The organism is Nostoc sp. NZL (assembly GCF_015714705.1).
GTDB classification, from domain to species: Bacteria; Cyanobacteriota; Cyanobacteriia; order Cyanobacteriales; family Nostocaceae; genus Nostoc; species Nostoc foliaceum_A.
The window spans coordinates 1-17,463 of record NZ_WBKL01000195.1 but is presented as its reverse complement, the minus strand read 5'-3'; the positions used below and the strand labels follow the sequence as shown (position 1 = coordinate 17,463).

17 protein-coding genes are annotated in these 17,463 nt (G+C 41.9%); 8 read left to right on the top strand and 9 right to left on the bottom strand.

All coding sequences use genetic code 11. The annotated features are described in order from the left end of the window. Positions 1-315 precede the first annotated feature (315 nt). On the bottom strand, positions 316-561 hold the full coding sequence (gene psaC / locus F8R90_RS28750; RefSeq protein ID WP_012411495.1) for a photosystem I iron-sulfur center protein PsaC: 246 nt from the start codon (positions 559-561) through the stop codon (positions 316-318). 563 nt (positions 562-1,124) lie between these two features. Continuing rightward, a complete protein-coding gene (locus F8R90_RS28745; protein ID WP_196513474.1) occupies positions 1,125-1,361 on the bottom strand; it encodes a hypothetical protein in 237 nt (78 codons plus the stop codon). A 201-nt stretch (positions 1,362-1,562) separates the two neighbouring features. Between F8R90_RS28745 and F8R90_RS28740 the strand changes: the two genes are divergently transcribed. Further along, positions 1,563-1,931: a Dethiobiotin synthetase gene (locus F8R90_RS28740; RefSeq protein WP_196513473.1), complete on the top strand. Its 369-nt coding sequence runs from the start codon at positions 1,563-1,565 to the stop codon at positions 1,929-1,931. Positions 1,932-2,005: 74 nt separating this feature from the next. Here F8R90_RS28740 and F8R90_RS28735 read toward each other — a convergent pair whose 3' ends face one another. Beyond that, positions 2,006-2,617 (bottom strand): hypothetical protein, encoded by a 612-nt coding sequence (locus F8R90_RS28735; protein ID WP_196513510.1) that lies wholly within the window; start codon positions 2,615-2,617, stop codon positions 2,006-2,008. Positions 2,618-3,040: 423 nt separating this feature from the next. Here F8R90_RS28735 and F8R90_RS28730 point away from each other — a divergent pair, with 423 nt between their 5' ends. Continuing rightward, a complete protein-coding gene (locus tag F8R90_RS28730; RefSeq protein WP_196513472.1) occupies positions 3,041-3,550 on the top strand; it encodes a helix-turn-helix domain-containing protein in 510 nt (169 codons plus the stop codon). 166 nt (positions 3,551-3,716) lie between these two features. Continuing rightward, on the top strand, positions 3,717-4,100 hold the full coding sequence (locus F8R90_RS28725; RefSeq protein WP_442946766.1) for a transposase: 384 nt from the start codon (positions 3,717-3,719) through the stop codon (positions 4,098-4,100). A 126-nt stretch (positions 4,101-4,226) separates the two neighbouring features. Here the strand turns inward: F8R90_RS28725 and F8R90_RS28720 are convergent, their stop codons facing one another. Beyond that, positions 4,227-4,613: a hypothetical protein gene (locus F8R90_RS28720; RefSeq protein ID WP_196513470.1), complete on the bottom strand. Its 387-nt coding sequence runs from the start codon at positions 4,611-4,613 to the stop codon at positions 4,227-4,229. Between the two features lie 456 nt (positions 4,614-5,069). Between F8R90_RS28720 and F8R90_RS28715 the strand changes: the two genes are divergently transcribed. Beyond that, a complete protein-coding gene (locus F8R90_RS28715; protein ID WP_196513469.1) occupies positions 5,070-6,974 on the top strand; it encodes a chloride channel protein in 1,905 nt (634 codons plus the stop codon). Between the two features lie 54 nt (positions 6,975-7,028). Here F8R90_RS28715 and F8R90_RS28710 read toward each other — a convergent pair whose 3' ends face one another. After that, complete coding sequence (locus tag F8R90_RS28710) at positions 7,029-7,442, bottom strand: AbrB family transcriptional regulator (RefSeq protein WP_196513468.1); 414 nt, start codon at positions 7,440-7,442, stop codon at positions 7,029-7,031. A 384-nt stretch (positions 7,443-7,826) separates the two neighbouring features. Between F8R90_RS28710 and F8R90_RS28705 the strand changes: the two genes are divergently transcribed. The 3 genes from F8R90_RS28705 (at position 7,827) to pyrR (ending at position 9,909) form a co-directional block, all read left to right on the top strand. Continuing rightward, positions 7,827-8,267: an Rrf2 family transcriptional regulator gene (locus F8R90_RS28705; RefSeq protein ID WP_196513467.1), complete on the top strand. Its 441-nt coding sequence runs from the start codon at positions 7,827-7,829 to the stop codon at positions 8,265-8,267. A gap of 57 nt (positions 8,268-8,324) precedes the next feature. Further along, the gene (gene cbiB, locus F8R90_RS28700; RefSeq protein ID WP_196513466.1) at positions 8,325-9,296 is read left to right on the top strand and encodes an adenosylcobinamide-phosphate synthase CbiB; all 972 of its coding nucleotides are present in this window, start codon (positions 8,325-8,327) and stop codon (positions 9,294-9,296) included. Positions 9,297-9,360: 64 nt separating this feature from the next. Continuing rightward, positions 9,361-9,909 carry a bifunctional pyr operon transcriptional regulator/uracil phosphoribosyltransferase PyrR gene (pyrR, locus tag F8R90_RS28695; protein WP_190895702.1) on the top strand — a complete coding sequence of 183 codons (549 nt, stop codon included), beginning with the start codon at positions 9,361-9,363 and terminating at the stop codon, positions 9,907-9,909. A 137-nt stretch (positions 9,910-10,046) separates the two neighbouring features. On the opposite strand, the gene F8R90_RS28690 is transcribed toward pyrR, so the two are convergent. From F8R90_RS28690 to F8R90_RS28675, 4 genes are all read right to left on the bottom strand, one after another. Beyond that, positions 10,047-10,430, bottom strand: a complete 384-nt coding sequence (locus F8R90_RS28690) for a nuclear transport factor 2 family protein (protein ID WP_196513465.1) — start codon at positions 10,428-10,430, stop codon at positions 10,047-10,049. Between the two features lie 103 nt (positions 10,431-10,533). Beyond that, a complete protein-coding gene (locus F8R90_RS28685) occupies positions 10,534-12,423 on the bottom strand; it encodes a hybrid sensor histidine kinase/response regulator (protein ID WP_196513464.1) in 1,890 nt (629 codons plus the stop codon). Continuing rightward, positions 12,389-12,886, bottom strand: coding sequence for a response regulator (locus tag F8R90_RS28680; RefSeq protein ID WP_196513463.1), 498 nt, complete (start codon positions 12,884-12,886; stop codon positions 12,389-12,391). Before F8R90_RS28680 ends, F8R90_RS28685 begins: the two co-directional genes overlap by 35 nt. 315 nt (positions 12,887-13,201) lie before the next feature. Then, positions 13,202-16,549 (bottom strand): PAS domain-containing protein, encoded by a 3,348-nt coding sequence (locus F8R90_RS28675; protein ID WP_196513462.1) that lies wholly within the window; start codon positions 16,547-16,549, stop codon positions 13,202-13,204. Positions 16,550-16,860: 311 nt separating this feature from the next. Here F8R90_RS28675 and F8R90_RS28670 point away from each other — a divergent pair. Continuing rightward, on the top strand, positions 16,861-17,463 hold a 603-nt coding region (locus F8R90_RS28670; RefSeq protein WP_196513461.1), incomplete at its 3' end, for an RNA-guided endonuclease InsQ/TnpB family protein.

Sequence of the window (17,463 nt, the reverse complement as noted above, 5' to 3'; positions counted from 1 at the left end):
CCACTAGGTATTGCTAAAGATGCTTGCTATAAAGAAACTTTAAAATTCTTGAACACTGAGTTCTGAGTTCTGAGTGCTAAGTGAAGAATCAAGAAATTGTTTTTTTGATTTACTTCTTTTGCCTCAGGACTCAAGACTCAGAACTCAGCGAGAACTCTGAACGGAGGCTTTCTTCGATGGTTATCACTGCAAAGAGGTGCAAAGGCTTGCGCCTCTTCCTTGAGTCCGAGGGAGACAAGGCAACAGTTCTGGAAGAACGGTTGGGCAGTAGACCTGCATCGCGATCAGGAGTTCGGTGACTCAGCACTGAGCTTTTTAGTAAGCCAGACCCATACTGCGAGTTGTTTCAGCGCCCAGGTAAACCCGGATGCTCAAAAAGTCAGTGGGACAAGCGGTTTCGCAGCGCTTACAGCCCACGCAGTCTTCTGTACGGGGTGAAGAGGCAATTTGAGCAGCTTTACAGCCATCCCAAGGAACCATCTCTAGTACATCAGTAGGGCAAGCGCGGACGCATTGGGTACAGCCAATGCAGGTATCGTAGATTTTTACGGTATGAGACATTGAAAAAGCCGCTCCTTCCGAGTGTTCTTCTCTGCGAAAGAATCATAATCAACGCATAGTTTACCGCAGTGGTTGATAGGCCGTAATCAAAAGGCTACATAACTTCAAACAATGTAATGAGCACCCTTGATCAGTTGTTTTTCCGAGATCGTCCCTATTGCCCTATTAATCAGCAACATCATAGAAGCGTATTTACCCCACTGACCTATCATGATAGGGTTTAATCGTAAAGACTAATGAAACAAAAATCAATCTACAAGACTAAATGCGAAAGTTATCTATGCTACTTATTGATTGGCAACTATATATCATCAAATAGAGCCAATTTATAATTTAATGTTAACTTTCCATCAAAATTCCCAAATTAACTATAGTGGTAATAATCTGATGATTGCGATCGCTATTACTGCCAAACACCACAGATGATCAATTTAAAAGCTGCTTTTTATGATTGCGTTGCTGTCAACAGACGATGCCTTCGGCAATTTTAAGCGATCGCTCACCGATAACTTGTATATTTGACTTTTTAAATCTACCAAACTCATAATTTTTACTTTTCCAGATCAGAGAATTTCTGAAATCGCAAATTCATCCGTTATAGCAGCAATTTCTGTTGGAATCTTTACCTCATTAGCTATCACGTCCAGTTGGTCTTCTGAATTTTCCACATCAGCCAAATTATCTTTTTTATACTCACTTTCTCGGATTTGTCGAGCAATACTTTCTAGCAGCCAAAGTTGTTCTTCTACAGACAAGGCACGGACGGAGCGCTCAATTTCTAGTAAATTCGGTGATATCATTTTGCTTCTGATTCCAAGCAGGGCGTATTTTTCAAAGATATGGTCTATCTGGTTAACTAGAGTATCGCAAATCCCGCATCATTTTCTCCAAGTTTATCTTTTCACAAATCAAATGAGATTGCTATAAATAACTAAAAGCCAGTTTTATGACTTTTTAATTAGGTATTCCTGCTGAAGCAAAATGTACGCTAAACTGACTACATGAATTACGAAACAGCTCGGAAACTCCTCATAGATCAGACAATCACAACCGAGGAAAACCCAGATGCGCTGTTAACGCGTATGAAACAGGGGAAACCACCGGTACCCGGTCAGATCACCTCAATTTTGTTGGCATTGAAAGTGGTGTTTGAAGCCCTCAAAGATGCAAAGAGCCTAGACCGAGAACTGGCTTTGGCCCTTTATCAGTTAAGCATTAAGGCGCAACAGCTATTTGCCGCAGGGCGTAAAGCCGGGATAGATTGGCCACCACTACTGAAGGAAGATTTATTACGAATTTCCTTAGCATCTGAAAGTATCTTTTCGGGTATATGGCAGACCCTCGCTCCTATGGGATTGGGGAAGCTATAGAACACCAATTCAGTAATATTTAAATGAGAAGAGATGAGGGAGGCAGGGGGAGAATGACTAATGCCTAACGCCCATTAACGAACTTGCAGTTCATTTTCTAACTTATCGAGGTCAGTTTTGAGCAAAACTGTCATTTGACCGGTAAAAGCTTTGCCAGTCTTGGGTTGGGCAATTTCCACCCAATATACATAGCGATCGCCTACTCGTAATTCTCCCTTTAAAGCTTCCCGAATCGGAGTTTTGGCAAGACGCGCCGAGTTAACTACCTTCTGGTTGGGATACTGATACACGACTTGGGCGCGATCGTAGTCTTGATAAATCTCCAAGCCATAAATCACCCGCAAGGATTCCTGGAGACGGGCAAATGTCATCCCGTTAATGGCATCATACATAGAAATTCGCTCACTCCGAATTCTGCCACGGTCTTTGGAAAACTCCACCCTACCGGGAGGCAATACCGACGCTTGAAAAGTGAATCGTTGAGCAGCAGTATCAGTCTTTTGCACAAACAATTGCTCCCCACTTCTGGGGCGGAGTGTGGGATGTGCTTTAATCCAGGTGCCTACTTCCTCTGTACTTTGTCCTGGTAAAGCATTGGCTTGGGAATCAAAAAGCGTTCCCACACAGAGCCAGGGTGCAAGGGAAAAAGGCAAAATTAGACAGTTAAGCAGAGATTTTTTGAGCATTTTGCTGTTCAGGATTTTCATGGAAATTTCTCCATTGGGGAGTAACCATAGTCTTCCCGTTTTTCAACAAGATTATTTCAAGTGTCAACTCAACTTAAGACATCAGGGATCTTACTTATTCTCTAGTTCATAATGCTCTGCATAGGAATGGCTGATTAGGGGCTGCTGCCTCTAATTAGACATTGAGTCATGGCCAAACGCCTGAAAGCAACGATCATCTATCAAAGTATTTCAAACCTTCAGGCATCATGCGGTCTTTCTCTCGAAATCGGTGGTATATCTTTTTAGCTTTACCGTCCTTAAATCGCTACAATCACCATAAATAAAATTTTGTCTCCTTGCTCACACTTTAATTACTTTATACCAATTTAATATGAAGCTACATATAATAGATGGAAGCAAACTTAATAAATTTGAATACCCATGAGCCGTCCTTTTGAGATTGAAATCGCAGAGAGCGAAGAAGAACTAAAAAAACGTCTGCAAACAGCCAACTTGGGAAACCAGAAAGAAAAACTTATTATGTTGTGGTGGATCAAAAGCGGACAAGTAAAGGAACAGCAAGAAATCGGAAAACGCTTGGCACGAGATACTTCAACAGTCACGAGATGGTTGCAGAAGTACAGAACTGATGGGCTGTCGGGCTTATTAGAAATCAAGAAAGCACCAGGGGCAAAGCGGAAGATCGATGATGCTGCGATCGCAGCACTCGAGGAGGAGTTAAAAACAGGGAAAGGGTTTGCCAGCTATGGTGCAATAGTTGAATGGTTGAAACAAGAACATGGGCAAGATATTGAATATGCAACGGTTTATGCGTTGGTTCGATATCGATTAGGGGCAAAATTAAAAGTACCACGTCCTCAAAGCTATAAGCAGGATGAAAAGTTGGTATCTGAGTTTAAAAAAAACTCGGCATTATCCTCAACTGTCTAGAAGAAAATCTAGCACCCGGCAAGTGTGTTCGCTACCTGTGTCAGGATGAAACAAGGGTTGGACTAAAAACTCTCACAGGCAAAGTGATTACAGCTTCAGGTGTTAAACCCACGGTTGAGGTGAAATGGCCGAGGGACAATTTTTGGATTTATGGTGCAATTGAACCATTAACTGGAGACCACAATATTACGAGTATCCGAAATTGAATGGCGAGTGTTTTCAACAGTTTTTGGACTGGCTATCTCAACAATTAGGTGGGGATTACGCGATTTTACAGGTTGACCAAGCACCTGCTCATACAAGTTCAGCGATTTGTTGGCCAGAAAATATTATTCCTCTGTTTCAACCACCTTCAGCCCCAGAACTCAATCCGATTGAAAGACTTTGGCAGCTCCTCAAAAAACCACTCAGAAATCAACTTTTCTCTTCTTTACAAGCTTTACGTGATCGCATCCAAGAAATATTCGACCAACTTACATTTGAGGAGGTAATTTCTGTCTCTTCTTATAACTTTATCCTGGAAGCTCTATTCTATGCAGCTTCATATTAAATTGGTATTAAGCGGACATGATGTAAAACCGTGTCCTATTTGGGGCGAATAAGACACGGTTTCACAGAAGTATTTATAATATTACAAAAATCAAAGTTAGATTTGATTTATACCAAAGTATTCCATTTACTGAGTTTTGTTTTCTGGTTTATTAACTTTCTCTGTTGTGGGAAAAATTTGGCTATCGTAGTTTGTCCTTTCTTGAGTCAGGGCGATCGCACTAAAGAAAATGGCACTTCCTACAGCCAAGGCTACCATAGGACGCTTGAGCAAGACAAAATCTCTGATAATCCTAGCTAAAGGTCGGCTTTGACGACGTAGCGACGAAGCGACCATCAATTGTCTCCAAGTAAACGGATCGCGGACATAATGACCGCTTTGGCAAACTACTAGCCGTTCCTGGCAATAGGGACAGCAAAACAAGCCCATGCGAGTTTTAACTGGTTTGGGCGTAGCATTTCTTTGGCAAATTGGGCAAGTAACATAATGATTATCAAAGGTGTGTATATTCATTTACCTCGTCCGCCTAGTCCATTTACTCGCTCTATAACAATAGCTATATTGAATTGGGATCAATGTGTGGTCTGACATCAGCCATAAATCACACATACATTGTATTACTACCAAAGATGGCTCAATGGTCGCAACACGAGTATAACTAGATTTCGGCAAGGATGACTCCTTGTTAATGTTTGCGGGTGCGTCCACCCAGCCGACAAAAACTTTGTTATCTCTAGAAAGAATAGCGTTGGCGCTCACTCGCACCCCACTAGCTATAGTTGACCCTCAAATAACAATTGTCTCCCATTTAACCATTCTCCCCACAAAAATTTTGCACAATGACATTTTTTGCTAAAGCTTTGTAAATCAAGCAAATAAAGTCTACTTGTCTGGTTGCTAAATAATGGCTCACAATGAGAAGTAACAGATAAAAATTTAAATTTTTTCTTACATTTACCCCGCCTCTCAATGACTCTCTTGCCTCCCACTCAACTGAGGAAGGTAACGGAACAACCTGCCTTTCCTACACCTTCCGCTCGTTTAGCTCACCTCATTAATCGTTTTCAACCATCCCCAGAAACCGTTGTCCTGTTTTTAGCCATGCTCATTGGCGGTGGTACAGGTATGGGTGTAGTCACCTTTCACTATTTAATCCAGTTGATTCACCAGCTGATGCTGGAAAATTTAATGGGTCAAATCGGTGTTTGGGGTGCTTGGACTTTAGCCTGCGTTCCGACCCTTGGCGGATTAATCGTTGGCTTGATGCGCTGGCGCACTCAAGACTTTGGCCCTGGACTTTCATCTCTCATTGCCGCTTCTCAGGGAACAGAGATTAAGCGACAACTACGACCAGTTACGAAGATGCTGGCTGCATCTGTTTCTTTGGGAAGCGGTGCTTCTTTGGGGCCAGAGGGGCCGAGTGTAGAAATTGGCGCAAATTTTGGGATGTTGTTCTCTGTGATCCTGAATGTATCTCAAGAACGACAACGTTTGCTTTTAGGTGCTGGCGCGGCGGCTGGACTTGCGGCTGGATTTAATGCTCCCATCGCTGGGGTATTTTTTGCCCTAGAGGTGGTGATGGGAGCGACATCTTTCGCTACTTCTGCTGTGAGTGTGGTACTGCTAGCGGCGGTGGTAGCAGCACTAATTGCCCAAATTGGTTTGGGGGCACAACCAGCTTTTGATTTACCTGCTTACCAAGTCCTCAGTCCTTTGGAATTACCCCTTTATCTTGGCTTGGGTTTAGGGGCCAGCCTAGTTTCTCTGGCTTATACTCAAGCAATTCGGGCAGCAAAAGCCTGCTTTGCTGGAAAGGTTCCAGGATTTGAAGTTTTGGGACGAATTCCTCAGCCGATTCATCCAATTATTGGCGGTGTGATGATTGGCGCAGTTGCTTTGCACTTCCCGCAAATTTTGGGTGTCGGTTATGAAACTGTAGAAGCAATGCTTCAGGATGTGGAGTTTCCACTCTACCTGTTAGTGGTGCTGTTGGTCGTGAAGCTACTGATGACTGCAATTAGTACAGGTAGTGGTTTCATCGGCGGTTTGTTTGCACCAGCAATGTTTTTAGGTGCTTCTTTTGGCTCGGCTTACGCCAAAATTTTGGCTGTGGCATTCCCGACAATTTGCGATCAAATGGCGGCTCCCCCAGCTTACGCAATGGTAGGAATGGCAGCAGTATTAGCTGCTAGTGTCAGAGCACCGTTAACGGCTATTTTAATGCTGTTTGAATTAACCCGCGACTATCGCATTGTTTTACCGTTGATGGCAGCTGTGGGTTTGAGTGTTTGGCTAGTGGAAAGGATTAAACCAACTTTTAACTCTAACTCTAACTTACAACAGATTGGTCTTTCGGAATTGAAAGATGAACAAGCGGAAATTGTGCAGCAAATTTTGGTAGAAGATGCTATGTATCCCTGCCCAAAAAAATTACCTGCAACTCTTGGAGTGTTAGATGCAGCGGTGGAAATGATCCGCGATCGCGTCCGCAGTGCTTTAGTAATTGATGAAGCAGAGCAATTAGTTGGTATACTTTCTCTGGAAGATATTAACCGTGCCCTTGCTCTTTGGCAAACTTACCCAAATTCCTTAACTGAAATTCCAGATAATTTATTGAGTCAAACCCTAATAGACATTTGTACTACTGAAATCCTTTATGCATGGCAGGATGAACTATTATCTGAAGCTCTAGACCGCATGAGTCTTCGAGGTTTGCATCAATTACCAGTGGTAGCACGAGACAAACCTGATCGCATTTTGGGTTTACTAGAAAGAGAGCAAATTGCATTAACCTGCAATTTAGCAGTTACGCGCAAAGCACTTCGCCACTATTTACCAGTCTTACCCACCACAGATATAGTTATTAGTCATTAGTCATTGGTCATTAGTCATTGGTTTCACAAATGACTATTGACTAATGACTATTTATTAAGCAGTGGCTTCTATGGTTTCATCTTCTTCCCGATCTTCTGGGTCTACCTGTCTCAGACGAATGTGCTTTTTGCCTAAAGTGATCAGAAACTCATCTCCTGGTTTCAGATTCATCTGTTTTGTATAAGCTGAACCTATAAGTAAGTTACCATTCGATTGCACACTAATTCTATAGCTAGCACTACGTCCACCGCGCCCATTAGCACTGGGTGTACTGTCCAACTGAATGCCTTCGGCATCAATTAGGGCATTTAAGAACTTCATCATATTGACGCGCTCTATACCATTTTTGGTAACGGTATAGTAGCCGCACTTCTTGGCTTTGTCTTCTTTGCTCTCGCTCTCTAGCTCTTTAACTTTTTTGAGCAGTTCTTCACCGAGTAGGGGTTCAATTTTTTTCTGTTTAGGCATCAACTTAGGTCGAAAATGAATGTTTGAAGTGTTTGAATCGATTTTATTTTAGCTGAGGTTGAGCTAATAGGAACATAATCCTTTAGTTTTTATCTCAACCTAGCCAAGTATATTACACTCATAGGCACAATTGTTATGCCATTACCAATATTGCCAAGACAATCTATTTTAGATAATGCTGGCAATGCTGATAACTATATATATATAGTTAGTGAATCACTGCTAGACTATACAAGTTTTAAGTTTTCTAAACTAACGCTCAAAAAGTCGTTTACTTGCTGAGGATGATAACTGAGTCACAGAATGATAAGTAAAACTGATCCTTAGTCATTGGTTATTTACAAATGACTAAGGACAAAAAATCAAACAATCAAGCTGGCCAAAATGAAACTAACTACCAGAGGACACTACAGTGTGAAGGCACTGCTAGATTTGAGTTTACAGCCAAAATATGGCCCAGTATCTGTGAGAGCGATCGCTAAACGCCAAGATATCCCAGCTCCTTACCTCGAAAAACTACTAATAGAAATGCGTCGTGCGTCTTTAGTAAAATCAATTCGTGGTAGCATCGGCGGATACCAATTAGCAAGAGAGCCTGCACAAATATCTATAGGACAAATTTTAGAAGCAGTTGGCGAGACTAGCCATTTACCCCATCACACCCCAGCACCTGCACAAGCTGAAGATTGGGTAACATTTAGCCTTTGGCAGAGACTCAACCAAAAGCTCAAAGAAGCTTTGTACAGTATTACTTTGGCAGACCTTTATTACGATGCTCGTAGCTGGCAAGCTTCCCTTGGAGAAGAAGCTAGTTTTGTGGTTTAGTCAAGAGTCAATAGTCCAAATATTGACCCTTGATTCTTAACCCTTGACTCGTAACTTATGACTAACAGCATCTATATCTTAATAATTGCTGCACTTTTAGATTACTTAATTGGCGATCCTTGGAATTGGCCTCATCCAGTGCAAATTATGGGGTGGGCAATTTCTCACTTGACGAAATTTTTTCTCCAATTGTGTCAAAATTCTCTAACACAACGCCTAGCTGGAATTGCACTAGGTCTTATCCTAATAATTGGTAGCGGTCTTGTTGGCTTTTTGATTATTCAAAGTGCCAGATGGGTTCATCCGTTATTGGGAATTGCGATAGATAGCATTCTTTTGGCTAGTTGTTTTGCTGGCAGAAGTTTGCGAACAGCAGCGGTGGCTGTTTTAGAACCTTTAACAGCGGGAGATTTAGAGAAGGCTCGTAAAGTTTTAAGTAATTACGTTGGTCGAGATACACAAAAGCTTTCACAAGCAGAAATTTTGCGAGCCGTTTTAGAAACGGTTGCAGAAAATGCTACCGATGGGGTGATGGCTCCGCTTTTTTATGCAATTGTTGGTATCTTTATACCAATCGTGGGGCCAACTCCCTTGGCTTTAGCATACAAAGCCAGTAGTACCCTTGATTCAATGGTGGGCTACCGAGAAGCACCCTATACTTATTTGGGATGGTTTTGTGCGCGGTTGGAAGATTGTTTAACTTGGCTACCTTGTCGGTTAACAGTCGTGACTGTGGCGCTGTTATCTGGTAAACCGATGCATGTTTGGCGAATTTGTCGTCGGGATGCAATTAATGACCCTAGTCCCAATTCTGGCTGGAGTGAGTGCGCCTATGCTGCTTTCTTGGGTGTGCAGATGGGGGGTACAAATTGGTATCGCGGGACAGCTAAGTACAAACCACTGCTAGGAGATGCTATTTATCCCATTACTGTAACTTCCATTCAGAATGCTTTACAGCTGACTCGATATTGTTCTTTGCTATGGTTAGGAATAGCGATCGCTATATTCTTAATACTCCCCAATCGATAAAGATAAATGTTAAATAATAAAAACTCCTAACTCTTAACTCATCACCCCTAACTTATCACTCGCTATGTCTGCCAAAGTAGTTGAAATTCTCTCATCCGAAGAAATCCGTCGTACCTTGACTCGTCTTGCCTCTCAAATTGTGGAAAGGACACGTGATTTGTCTCAACTGGTACTTCTTGGTATTTATACCAGAGGCGCTTTATTAGCCGAGTTGTTGGCGCGTCAAATTGAGACGCTGGAAGGTGTAGCCGTGTCAGTCGGCGCTTTGGACATTACATTTTATCGAGATGACCTCGACAAAATTGGATTGCGGACTCCAACGAAAAGCGAAATTCCTTTTGACCTTACGGGAAAAACAGTTGTACTGGTGGATGATGTGATTTTCAAAGGACGAACGATTCGCGCTGCTTTAAATGCAGTCAACGACTACGGTAGACCAGAAGTGATTCGTTTAGCTGTGTTAGTAGATAGGGGTCATCGAGAATTACCAATTCATCCAGATTTTATTGGCAAGAAATTGCCTACTGCTAAAGAAGAAGTTGTCAAAGTTTACTTACAAAATTGCGATGGACGAGATGCAGTAGAGTTGATTAGTCATATCATGTCCGCCTAATTAGTTATAATTCCCGCATCTGTGCAAAAAGCGCAAAAGCCTCTTTCCCCCTGCCCCCTGCTCCCTGCTCCCTGCGGTCTAAATGATAAGTCTTTAACCAGACACGATATCCCTTTCCTTCTCTATCCCCCACTTCCTCACCGCAAAATTGGGCTACCGTGATGATGAACTAAATACCACTTTCCACCAAGAAAATGAAATACATTTGTAGCTGTTGATTGTGCTTCAAGTCTTCTTCCACCTACTACTTGGAACACATTTTCCCTCAGTACAACATAGGCAATATTATCCGTTATTTCTGTAGCAATTATATCAGTGTTTATTTCGATATAAGCAGTGTTTTTAAATATCTGCTCCCAAGAGGTGCGAATTTCTTTCCAACCTCGCAGTATATTACTTCCAGGATGAATGCAAAAACTACCAGTTCCTTGTGACCATACTGCACTCATTATCTCAATATCTTTTCTTTCAAAAGCACGATAAAAAGCTGCATTAGCCGCTAATACTTCATCCTTCGTCATGGGTAATCAAATATTTAAAAGTTATGAGTTAGGAGTTACTAAATTATAACTCTCAACTTTGACAAATTAGTAATTATCAATACCAATACCCAACCCCCAACTCCTAACTCTTTTTAACGGTGCTAATAGTTTGCAATAATTGGCTAGCTGTATAAGGCTTGGATAAAAAGGCTTTAATGCCCATGTCATAAGCTGTATTAACTTTATCAGTCGAACTCAATCCACTGACAGCAATAATTTTTACATCTGGGTTAATTTTTCGCAGGGTGCGGATAGTAGTTATCCCATCCATAGACGGCATAACCATATCAGTTAATACAAGAGATATTTCATCTCGATGTTCTGCATATAAGGCTATTGCTTCAATGCCATCACTAGCTGTGATTGCTTTGTAATTATGGCTTTCTAGAGATGTTTTGGTCACATCTCGAATGGCAGCTTCATCATCAACAATTAAAATTAATTCTCCTTGCCCTGAAGGTAATCCCTGTTCTTGTTCTTCTATAGTTTCTGCTGCCTCTTGTGCTGGTAAATACACCTTAAATTGGCTACCTTTTCCCTGTTCGCTACATACGTCGATAAAACCGCCGTGGCTTTTAATAATGCCAAGTACTGTAGACAGACCAAGACCAGTCCCTTTACCGAGTTCTTTAGTAGTAAAAAATGGCTCAAATATCCGATCTAATATTTCTGATTTAATACCTATTCCGCCATCACTAACAGTAATGACAATGTGGTGACCAACTTTAGCTTCAATATGCATGTTGGCGTAATTTTCATCAATAAAGAGATTTTCCGCCAATATTTTTAAAGTTCCACCATTTGGCATAGCATCACGAGCATTAACGCACAAATTCATCAGTACTTGATGCAGTTGGGTAGCATCGCCGGTTACAGTCCAAAGATTTTGCGGAATTTGAGTGGAAACTTCAATAGATTTGGGAAAAGTTTCTCTCATAATTTGCTGAATTTCAATTATTAAATGCTTTAATTGTAAGACTGTGCGATCGCCTTCCAGCCCACGGGTAAAAGATAATACTTGCTTAACTAAGCTTGCCCCACGTTTTGCATTTGTGATCAATATTGGTAACAGTCGCCGAGAACGCTCATCATTAACTTGTGACTCTAACAGTTGCGCTGTCATCAAAATCGGGGCAAGAACATTATTCAGGTCGTGGGCGATACCACTGGCTAAGGTGCCAATACTTTCTAATCGCTGGGCACGAAGAAATTGTGCTTCTAGTTGTTTTTTCTGTGTAATATCGGTGTTAACAACGAGAATAGATTGTGCTTTATTCCCGAATTCATGTACTAGTGTCCAACGGCTTTCAACAATAATTTCTTTACCTGATTTTGTTTTTTGTTGTAGTTCGCCCTCCCAAGAACCATTTTGCATCAAAATACTGAGTGCTTCTTGAACTTGAGACACATGTTTTTCATGCCACAGAACTCGTGTCTTCTTATTAATAGCTGCTTCTTTTTTCCAACCGTACAGACTCTCCGCAGCTTTGTTCCAAAATAAAATTTTATCGTCTAAATCACACACAAAAATTGCATCGGTGGCAACATCTAGTAAAGCGGCTTGTTCGCGGATTTTCTGTTCTGTTTGCTTGCGTTCAATGGCATAGCGGATAGAACGCTCTAATAAAGGTGCAGTCAACTGGCTTTTTTCGAGATAATCTGCGGCTCCGGCTTTCATCGCTTCGATATCTATTTCCCAGTCGCCCTGACCTGTCAGCAAAATTATTGGAGAACAACAGCCGTTGGCAATTGCTTCGCGCAAAAGTTCCAGTCCATTGTGTGGCCCTAAACGGTAGTCTACAAGATAAATGTCATGTTGGTGGCGAGCGATCGCATTCCTTGCTGCTTCATAATTATTTACCCATTCCAGTTGGCAGTTTGCTACCTGAAATTCACTAAACCAATAACGAGTCAAAATATAGTCGTCTTCGTCATCATCAATGAACAGAACTTTGATGGTGCTGTTGTCCATGTTTTTCTCCCACTGCTTCTAGTGGTAGCTTCACAATTTCAAACCAGTATTTCACTAGAGTCTTCATGACCTCAACAAATGAGGCAAAAGCCACTGGCTTTGTGATAAAGGAGTTGGCACCAAAATGGTAAGTATTATATATATCTTCTTCTCTTCGTGATGTTGACAGTACTACAACTGGAATTCGCCGTAGTTGTGGGTCAGTTTTTATCTCTTTGAGCGCCTCAAGACCGCCAATTCTTGGCATATTCAAATCTAATAAAATCAAACCCGGATGCGGTGAACTGCTGGTGTGAGCATATCGACCCCGATGATATAGATAATCCATCAACTCTTCACCATTTCTGACGATGTATAGCTCAATTGGCAATTGACTTTCTGCCAGCGCCTCACGAACCAAGATGCCGTCATCTTCATCGTCATCAGCCATTAAAATCGTGACGTTTATTTGTCGACCCTTCACTATGCATCGTCTCCTTTGCATTGGTTTATTAGTATGAATCAAGTTATAAACCCGGTACAGATGGCAACTCTTACGTTGACAGAAAGCATCAAATATGCAATTTATATGTCTTACGATATGAAAGTTTTATTTTTTCGTTATGATAACGACAAAGCCCTGTGGTAGTGTCGTCAATAGCCTGAAATAATCGAATCTCATTAATACTTAACATCATGGCCAATTTGTACAATGCATAAGTCCTACAAATTACAGGGTGCAATTGTACAATTAAGCTAATTTTGGGTTCTAGTATTAATCCCTCTCCAGGAAGAAAAATTAAGAATGGGAATCAACTGACAATGTGATCATAAATTTTGCTCCTTGCCCAGGTTGGCTTTGGGCTGTGATATTTCCATGATGACGCTCAATAATTTTCCGGCAGATCGCTAAACCTATACCAGTACCTTCGTATTCAATGCTACTGTGCAAACGTTGAAAAACATTAAAAATGCGATCAAGATATTTTTCATCAAAGCCAATACCATTATCTTCTACCATGATTTGACAAAGTTCAGAATTAGCTGATATGTTATCTGCTTGATTGTTTAAAATTGTACTATAGATTTTGATTAAAGGTGGTATTTGTGGGCGGTGGAATTTGAGAGCGTTACCAATGATGTTTTGCAATAATTGACGCATCTGTAAAGGATCAGCTTTAATGGTGGGTAAATGTCCTATTTCTACAGTTCCTCCAGTTTGCTGGATATAAATTTCTAAATCAGACACTACCTCTTGGGCAATTTTTGTGAGATTTACTGATATAAAAGGCTGTGCTCTGGTAGTAACTCGTGAAAGTGTTAACAAGTCTTCAATTAATGTCTGCATTCTCGATGCAGCATTCTGCATTCGTTCTAGATAGTCACGCCCCTGTTCGGTTAATGTGTCGCCACAGGTTGTTTTGAGCCGATCGCCAAAAGTTTTAATTTTACGCAGTGGCTCTTGCAAATCGTGGGAGGCGACAAATGCAAATTGTTTCAGTTCTTCATTGGAACGGGTGAGTTCTTGCCGCTGCCGAGTTTCTTGTTCTAGAATTAGGCTTTGAGCTGAGGCAATGCCTATTTGATCTGCTAGCTGTTGCAAAAGTTCAATTTCCGAGTTAGTCCACTGACGGGGATGGGCGCACTGATGGGCAATTAGTAGCCCCCACAGTTGATTTTTGAGGAAAATTGGGACTACAAGGTTAGCTCTAACGGCGAATCGTTGCAGCAATTCGACGTGGCAAGGTTGGATATCAGCTTCTTGTATATTGTTAATAGAACTAATTCGCCCTTGGCGGTACTGCTCGATGTAATCGTTGCGAAAGCAAGAGTCGATAATTTGCTGCCCCAGCACAACGGGCAAACCGGGAACTACTGCCTCTTGAACAGCGAGAAAAAATCCATTTGGCTGTAGGCGCAAAATTAATACACGGTCGGCAAGTAGTAGCTTTTGCACCTCTATGACACTGGTTTGAAGAATATCATCGATTTGTAAAGACTGACGAATTTTCAGGGTGATATTAGCGAATAGTTGCGATCGCAAGTTTTGGCGTTCTAATTCTGCTTGTGCCCGATTGCGATCGCGTAGTACGGCTTGCCGTTCGGTAATATCCATCATCGCACCCATCATCCGCACTGGCTTGCCTGTTTTGTCATGGACGACATAACCGCGATCGAAGACGTAGGCATAAGAACCATCGCTGCGGCGAAAGCGATATTCATTTAGCCAGAATTTTTCACCACTATTTATTAGTGCATATGCTTGGGTGGCGATTCTCTGCCTATCGTCTGGATGTATGTGTTCACTCCACCAATGAGCAGTGAATGTTATTTCCTCTTTCGAGTAACCAAAGAGCGTTTGTAAAGCTTGATTCCACCACACCTCATTAGTCAGCAAATCCCAGTCCCATAAAAGATCATTGGTAGCATGGGCGACTATTTGGAAACGTTCTTCGCTCTGACGCAGTTGTTCTTCTGCCAGTTTGCGTTCGGTGATATCTGTATAGCAACTTGTCATCCGCACTACATCATCTTTATCCCATACTGCCTGACCGCGATCCAAAACCCATTTATAGGTGTTATCTTTACACCGGACTCGATGTTCGCTGATGAAAAACGGGGTAACTTTAGCAAAGTGATCGGCGATCGCTTGTCTGACAAATCCGATATCATCTGGATGCACTCGTGTAGCCCATTCATCTAAATGATTGGAAATCTCATGTTCTTCGTAACCAAGCATTTGCTTCCAGCGAGTTGAGAAAAAAACTTGATCATTTTTCACATCCCAGTCCCAAATGCCATCATTATTGCCCTGCACGGCTAACTGACAGCGTTCTTCACTTTCTTTGAGTGCGTCTTCCACGTGTTGGCGCTCAATGGCTGTAGCTAGAACATTGGCAACAGCTTGGAGAAAAGAAATATCATCTTTGGTGAAGGTGTGGTGTCTGGTTGTGTGTGCCCCGAATACACCAAAAGGACGCTCTTTGCCATGAATCACTACGCTAATACCGCTGACCACTTGATGCTCATGTAGCAGTGGTGGCCCATTGAATCGTGTTTCGGCGCTCAGATCATTAACAATTACCGGTTCCTTGGAAAGCAGGGTGTAGCCAGCTTGAGAATTTATCCCCGCGCTAACGGTTGCCTTTCCCACAAGTCCAGGTTGCCAACCGACTCCGGCGCGTAACAGCAATCTATGATCATCTGGCAGTAGTTCCAAAATTTTGCAAGACTGAACTTTTAGGCATTGGGCGACGATTGTTACACATGAGTTCATCAGTGTAGTCAAGTCTGTACTAGCTAGGGCCATTTGACTTAGTTCTGCCACCATCGCTTGCTGGTTAGCACGAACTTCTAGCGCCTCCTCGGCTTGCTTGCGCTTGGTGATGTCCATGTATACCCCAGACATTTGCACAGCCACCCCAGACGCATCTTTAAAGGCAACTCCTTTGCTTGCTAAAACACGAATTCTCCCATCGGGTAAAATAACTCGAAATTCGATGTTATATTTGACTCCATCCCGAATAGCTTGCTGATGCGATCGCCTGACGAAATCGCGATCGTGGGGATGAATGCAGCAGATGAAAGCTTCATAGGTGTAGTTGAAAATCCCTTTCTCTAAGCCAAAAAGTGCTTCCAGATTATCTGACCAAGAAATTTTGTTCGTCAGCAGATCCCAGTTCCAGATGCCCATGCGAGCAGCATCTAATGCCATCGTGAGTTGTGCTTCCCGCAATTGTGCCTGTGCGGTTTGCTGTCGTAATTCCTGCACAGCCCGACTACCTTCCAGAATCCGGCGCAATCTTTGACGCAATATTGGCCATTGAATCGGCTTGGTAATAAAGTCAGTTGCACCCACAGCAAAAGCTTTTTCTACGGTTGCCTGATCAGAAGACGCAGTAATCATTAACACTGGTGTCTCTTTGCCATCGGGGAGTGCTTGCAGTTGAGCGCAGCAGCTAAACCCATCCATCACTGGCATCATGATATCCAACAGTACTATATCTGGGTGAAGGCGAGTATAGGTAGCGATCGCCTCTAAACCGTTACTCGCTTCTACCACCTGATACCCTGCTTCTGTCAATTGCTCACACAGATGCGATCGCATTAAATTGTCGTCGTCTACAACTAGAATCAGGTTACTCATTTTTCCCTTATTTTTTGCGATTAAGTAATAGACTGTGCCAATTTTAAATATTTGATTTGGGATTGCAAAAAAATTTCAATCCTACAATTTAATTAGTTTTACCTTAAACAGCAGAAGGCTCACACTGAAATGGTACTCCATTCAGTGTTGTGATGAATGTGCGTGAGTTGAGGAGTGTAGTCTGACCATATTTGAGCGTAGCGAAAACAGGAAAGACTACTGCGACGAAACAAACAAAATATTTGTTTTTGATAATTCAATCGTCGAAACATCTGTTACCATGAATAAGTAAACACGGTAAGGTCGATGCCATGTATAGAGCAATTAAAGTTAGAATTTATCCCACTGATGAGCAAGAATCTTATCTAGCTCAATGTTTTGGTAATACCCGATGGTTGTGGAATTATATGCTTAATGCCACTACTATTGCGTATAAAGAAACGGGGAAAGGTCTTTCTAAGGCAGCAATGGATAAGTTACTGTCTGGGTTAAAAAAAGAATTTGAATGGTTAGGACTTGCGTACAGTCAAGTATTGCAGCGCGTCACATTTAACCTTTCAAGTGCTTTTGTCAACTTCTTTGAAGGACGCGCTAAATTCCCTAACTTTAAATCTAAACATGCTTTGCAATCTATTCAATATCCCCAAAACGTGAAACTGATGTCAGAGGACTCTGTGATTAAGTTTCCTGGGAATTTGGGTTTAATGAAAACCGTGTTTCACAAAGAATTACCGGATGCAAAATTCACGACTGTAACAATATCGAGAAATGCTGACGGTAAATACTACGCATCTATTCTTTTTAATCAAGAAAATACGCCAGTAGTAGCTATTAGAGACGCAATCGGTGTGGATTTAGGATTAAAGAACTTTGCTATAACGTCAGTTGGTTCAAAATATGACCTACCTAAAAAG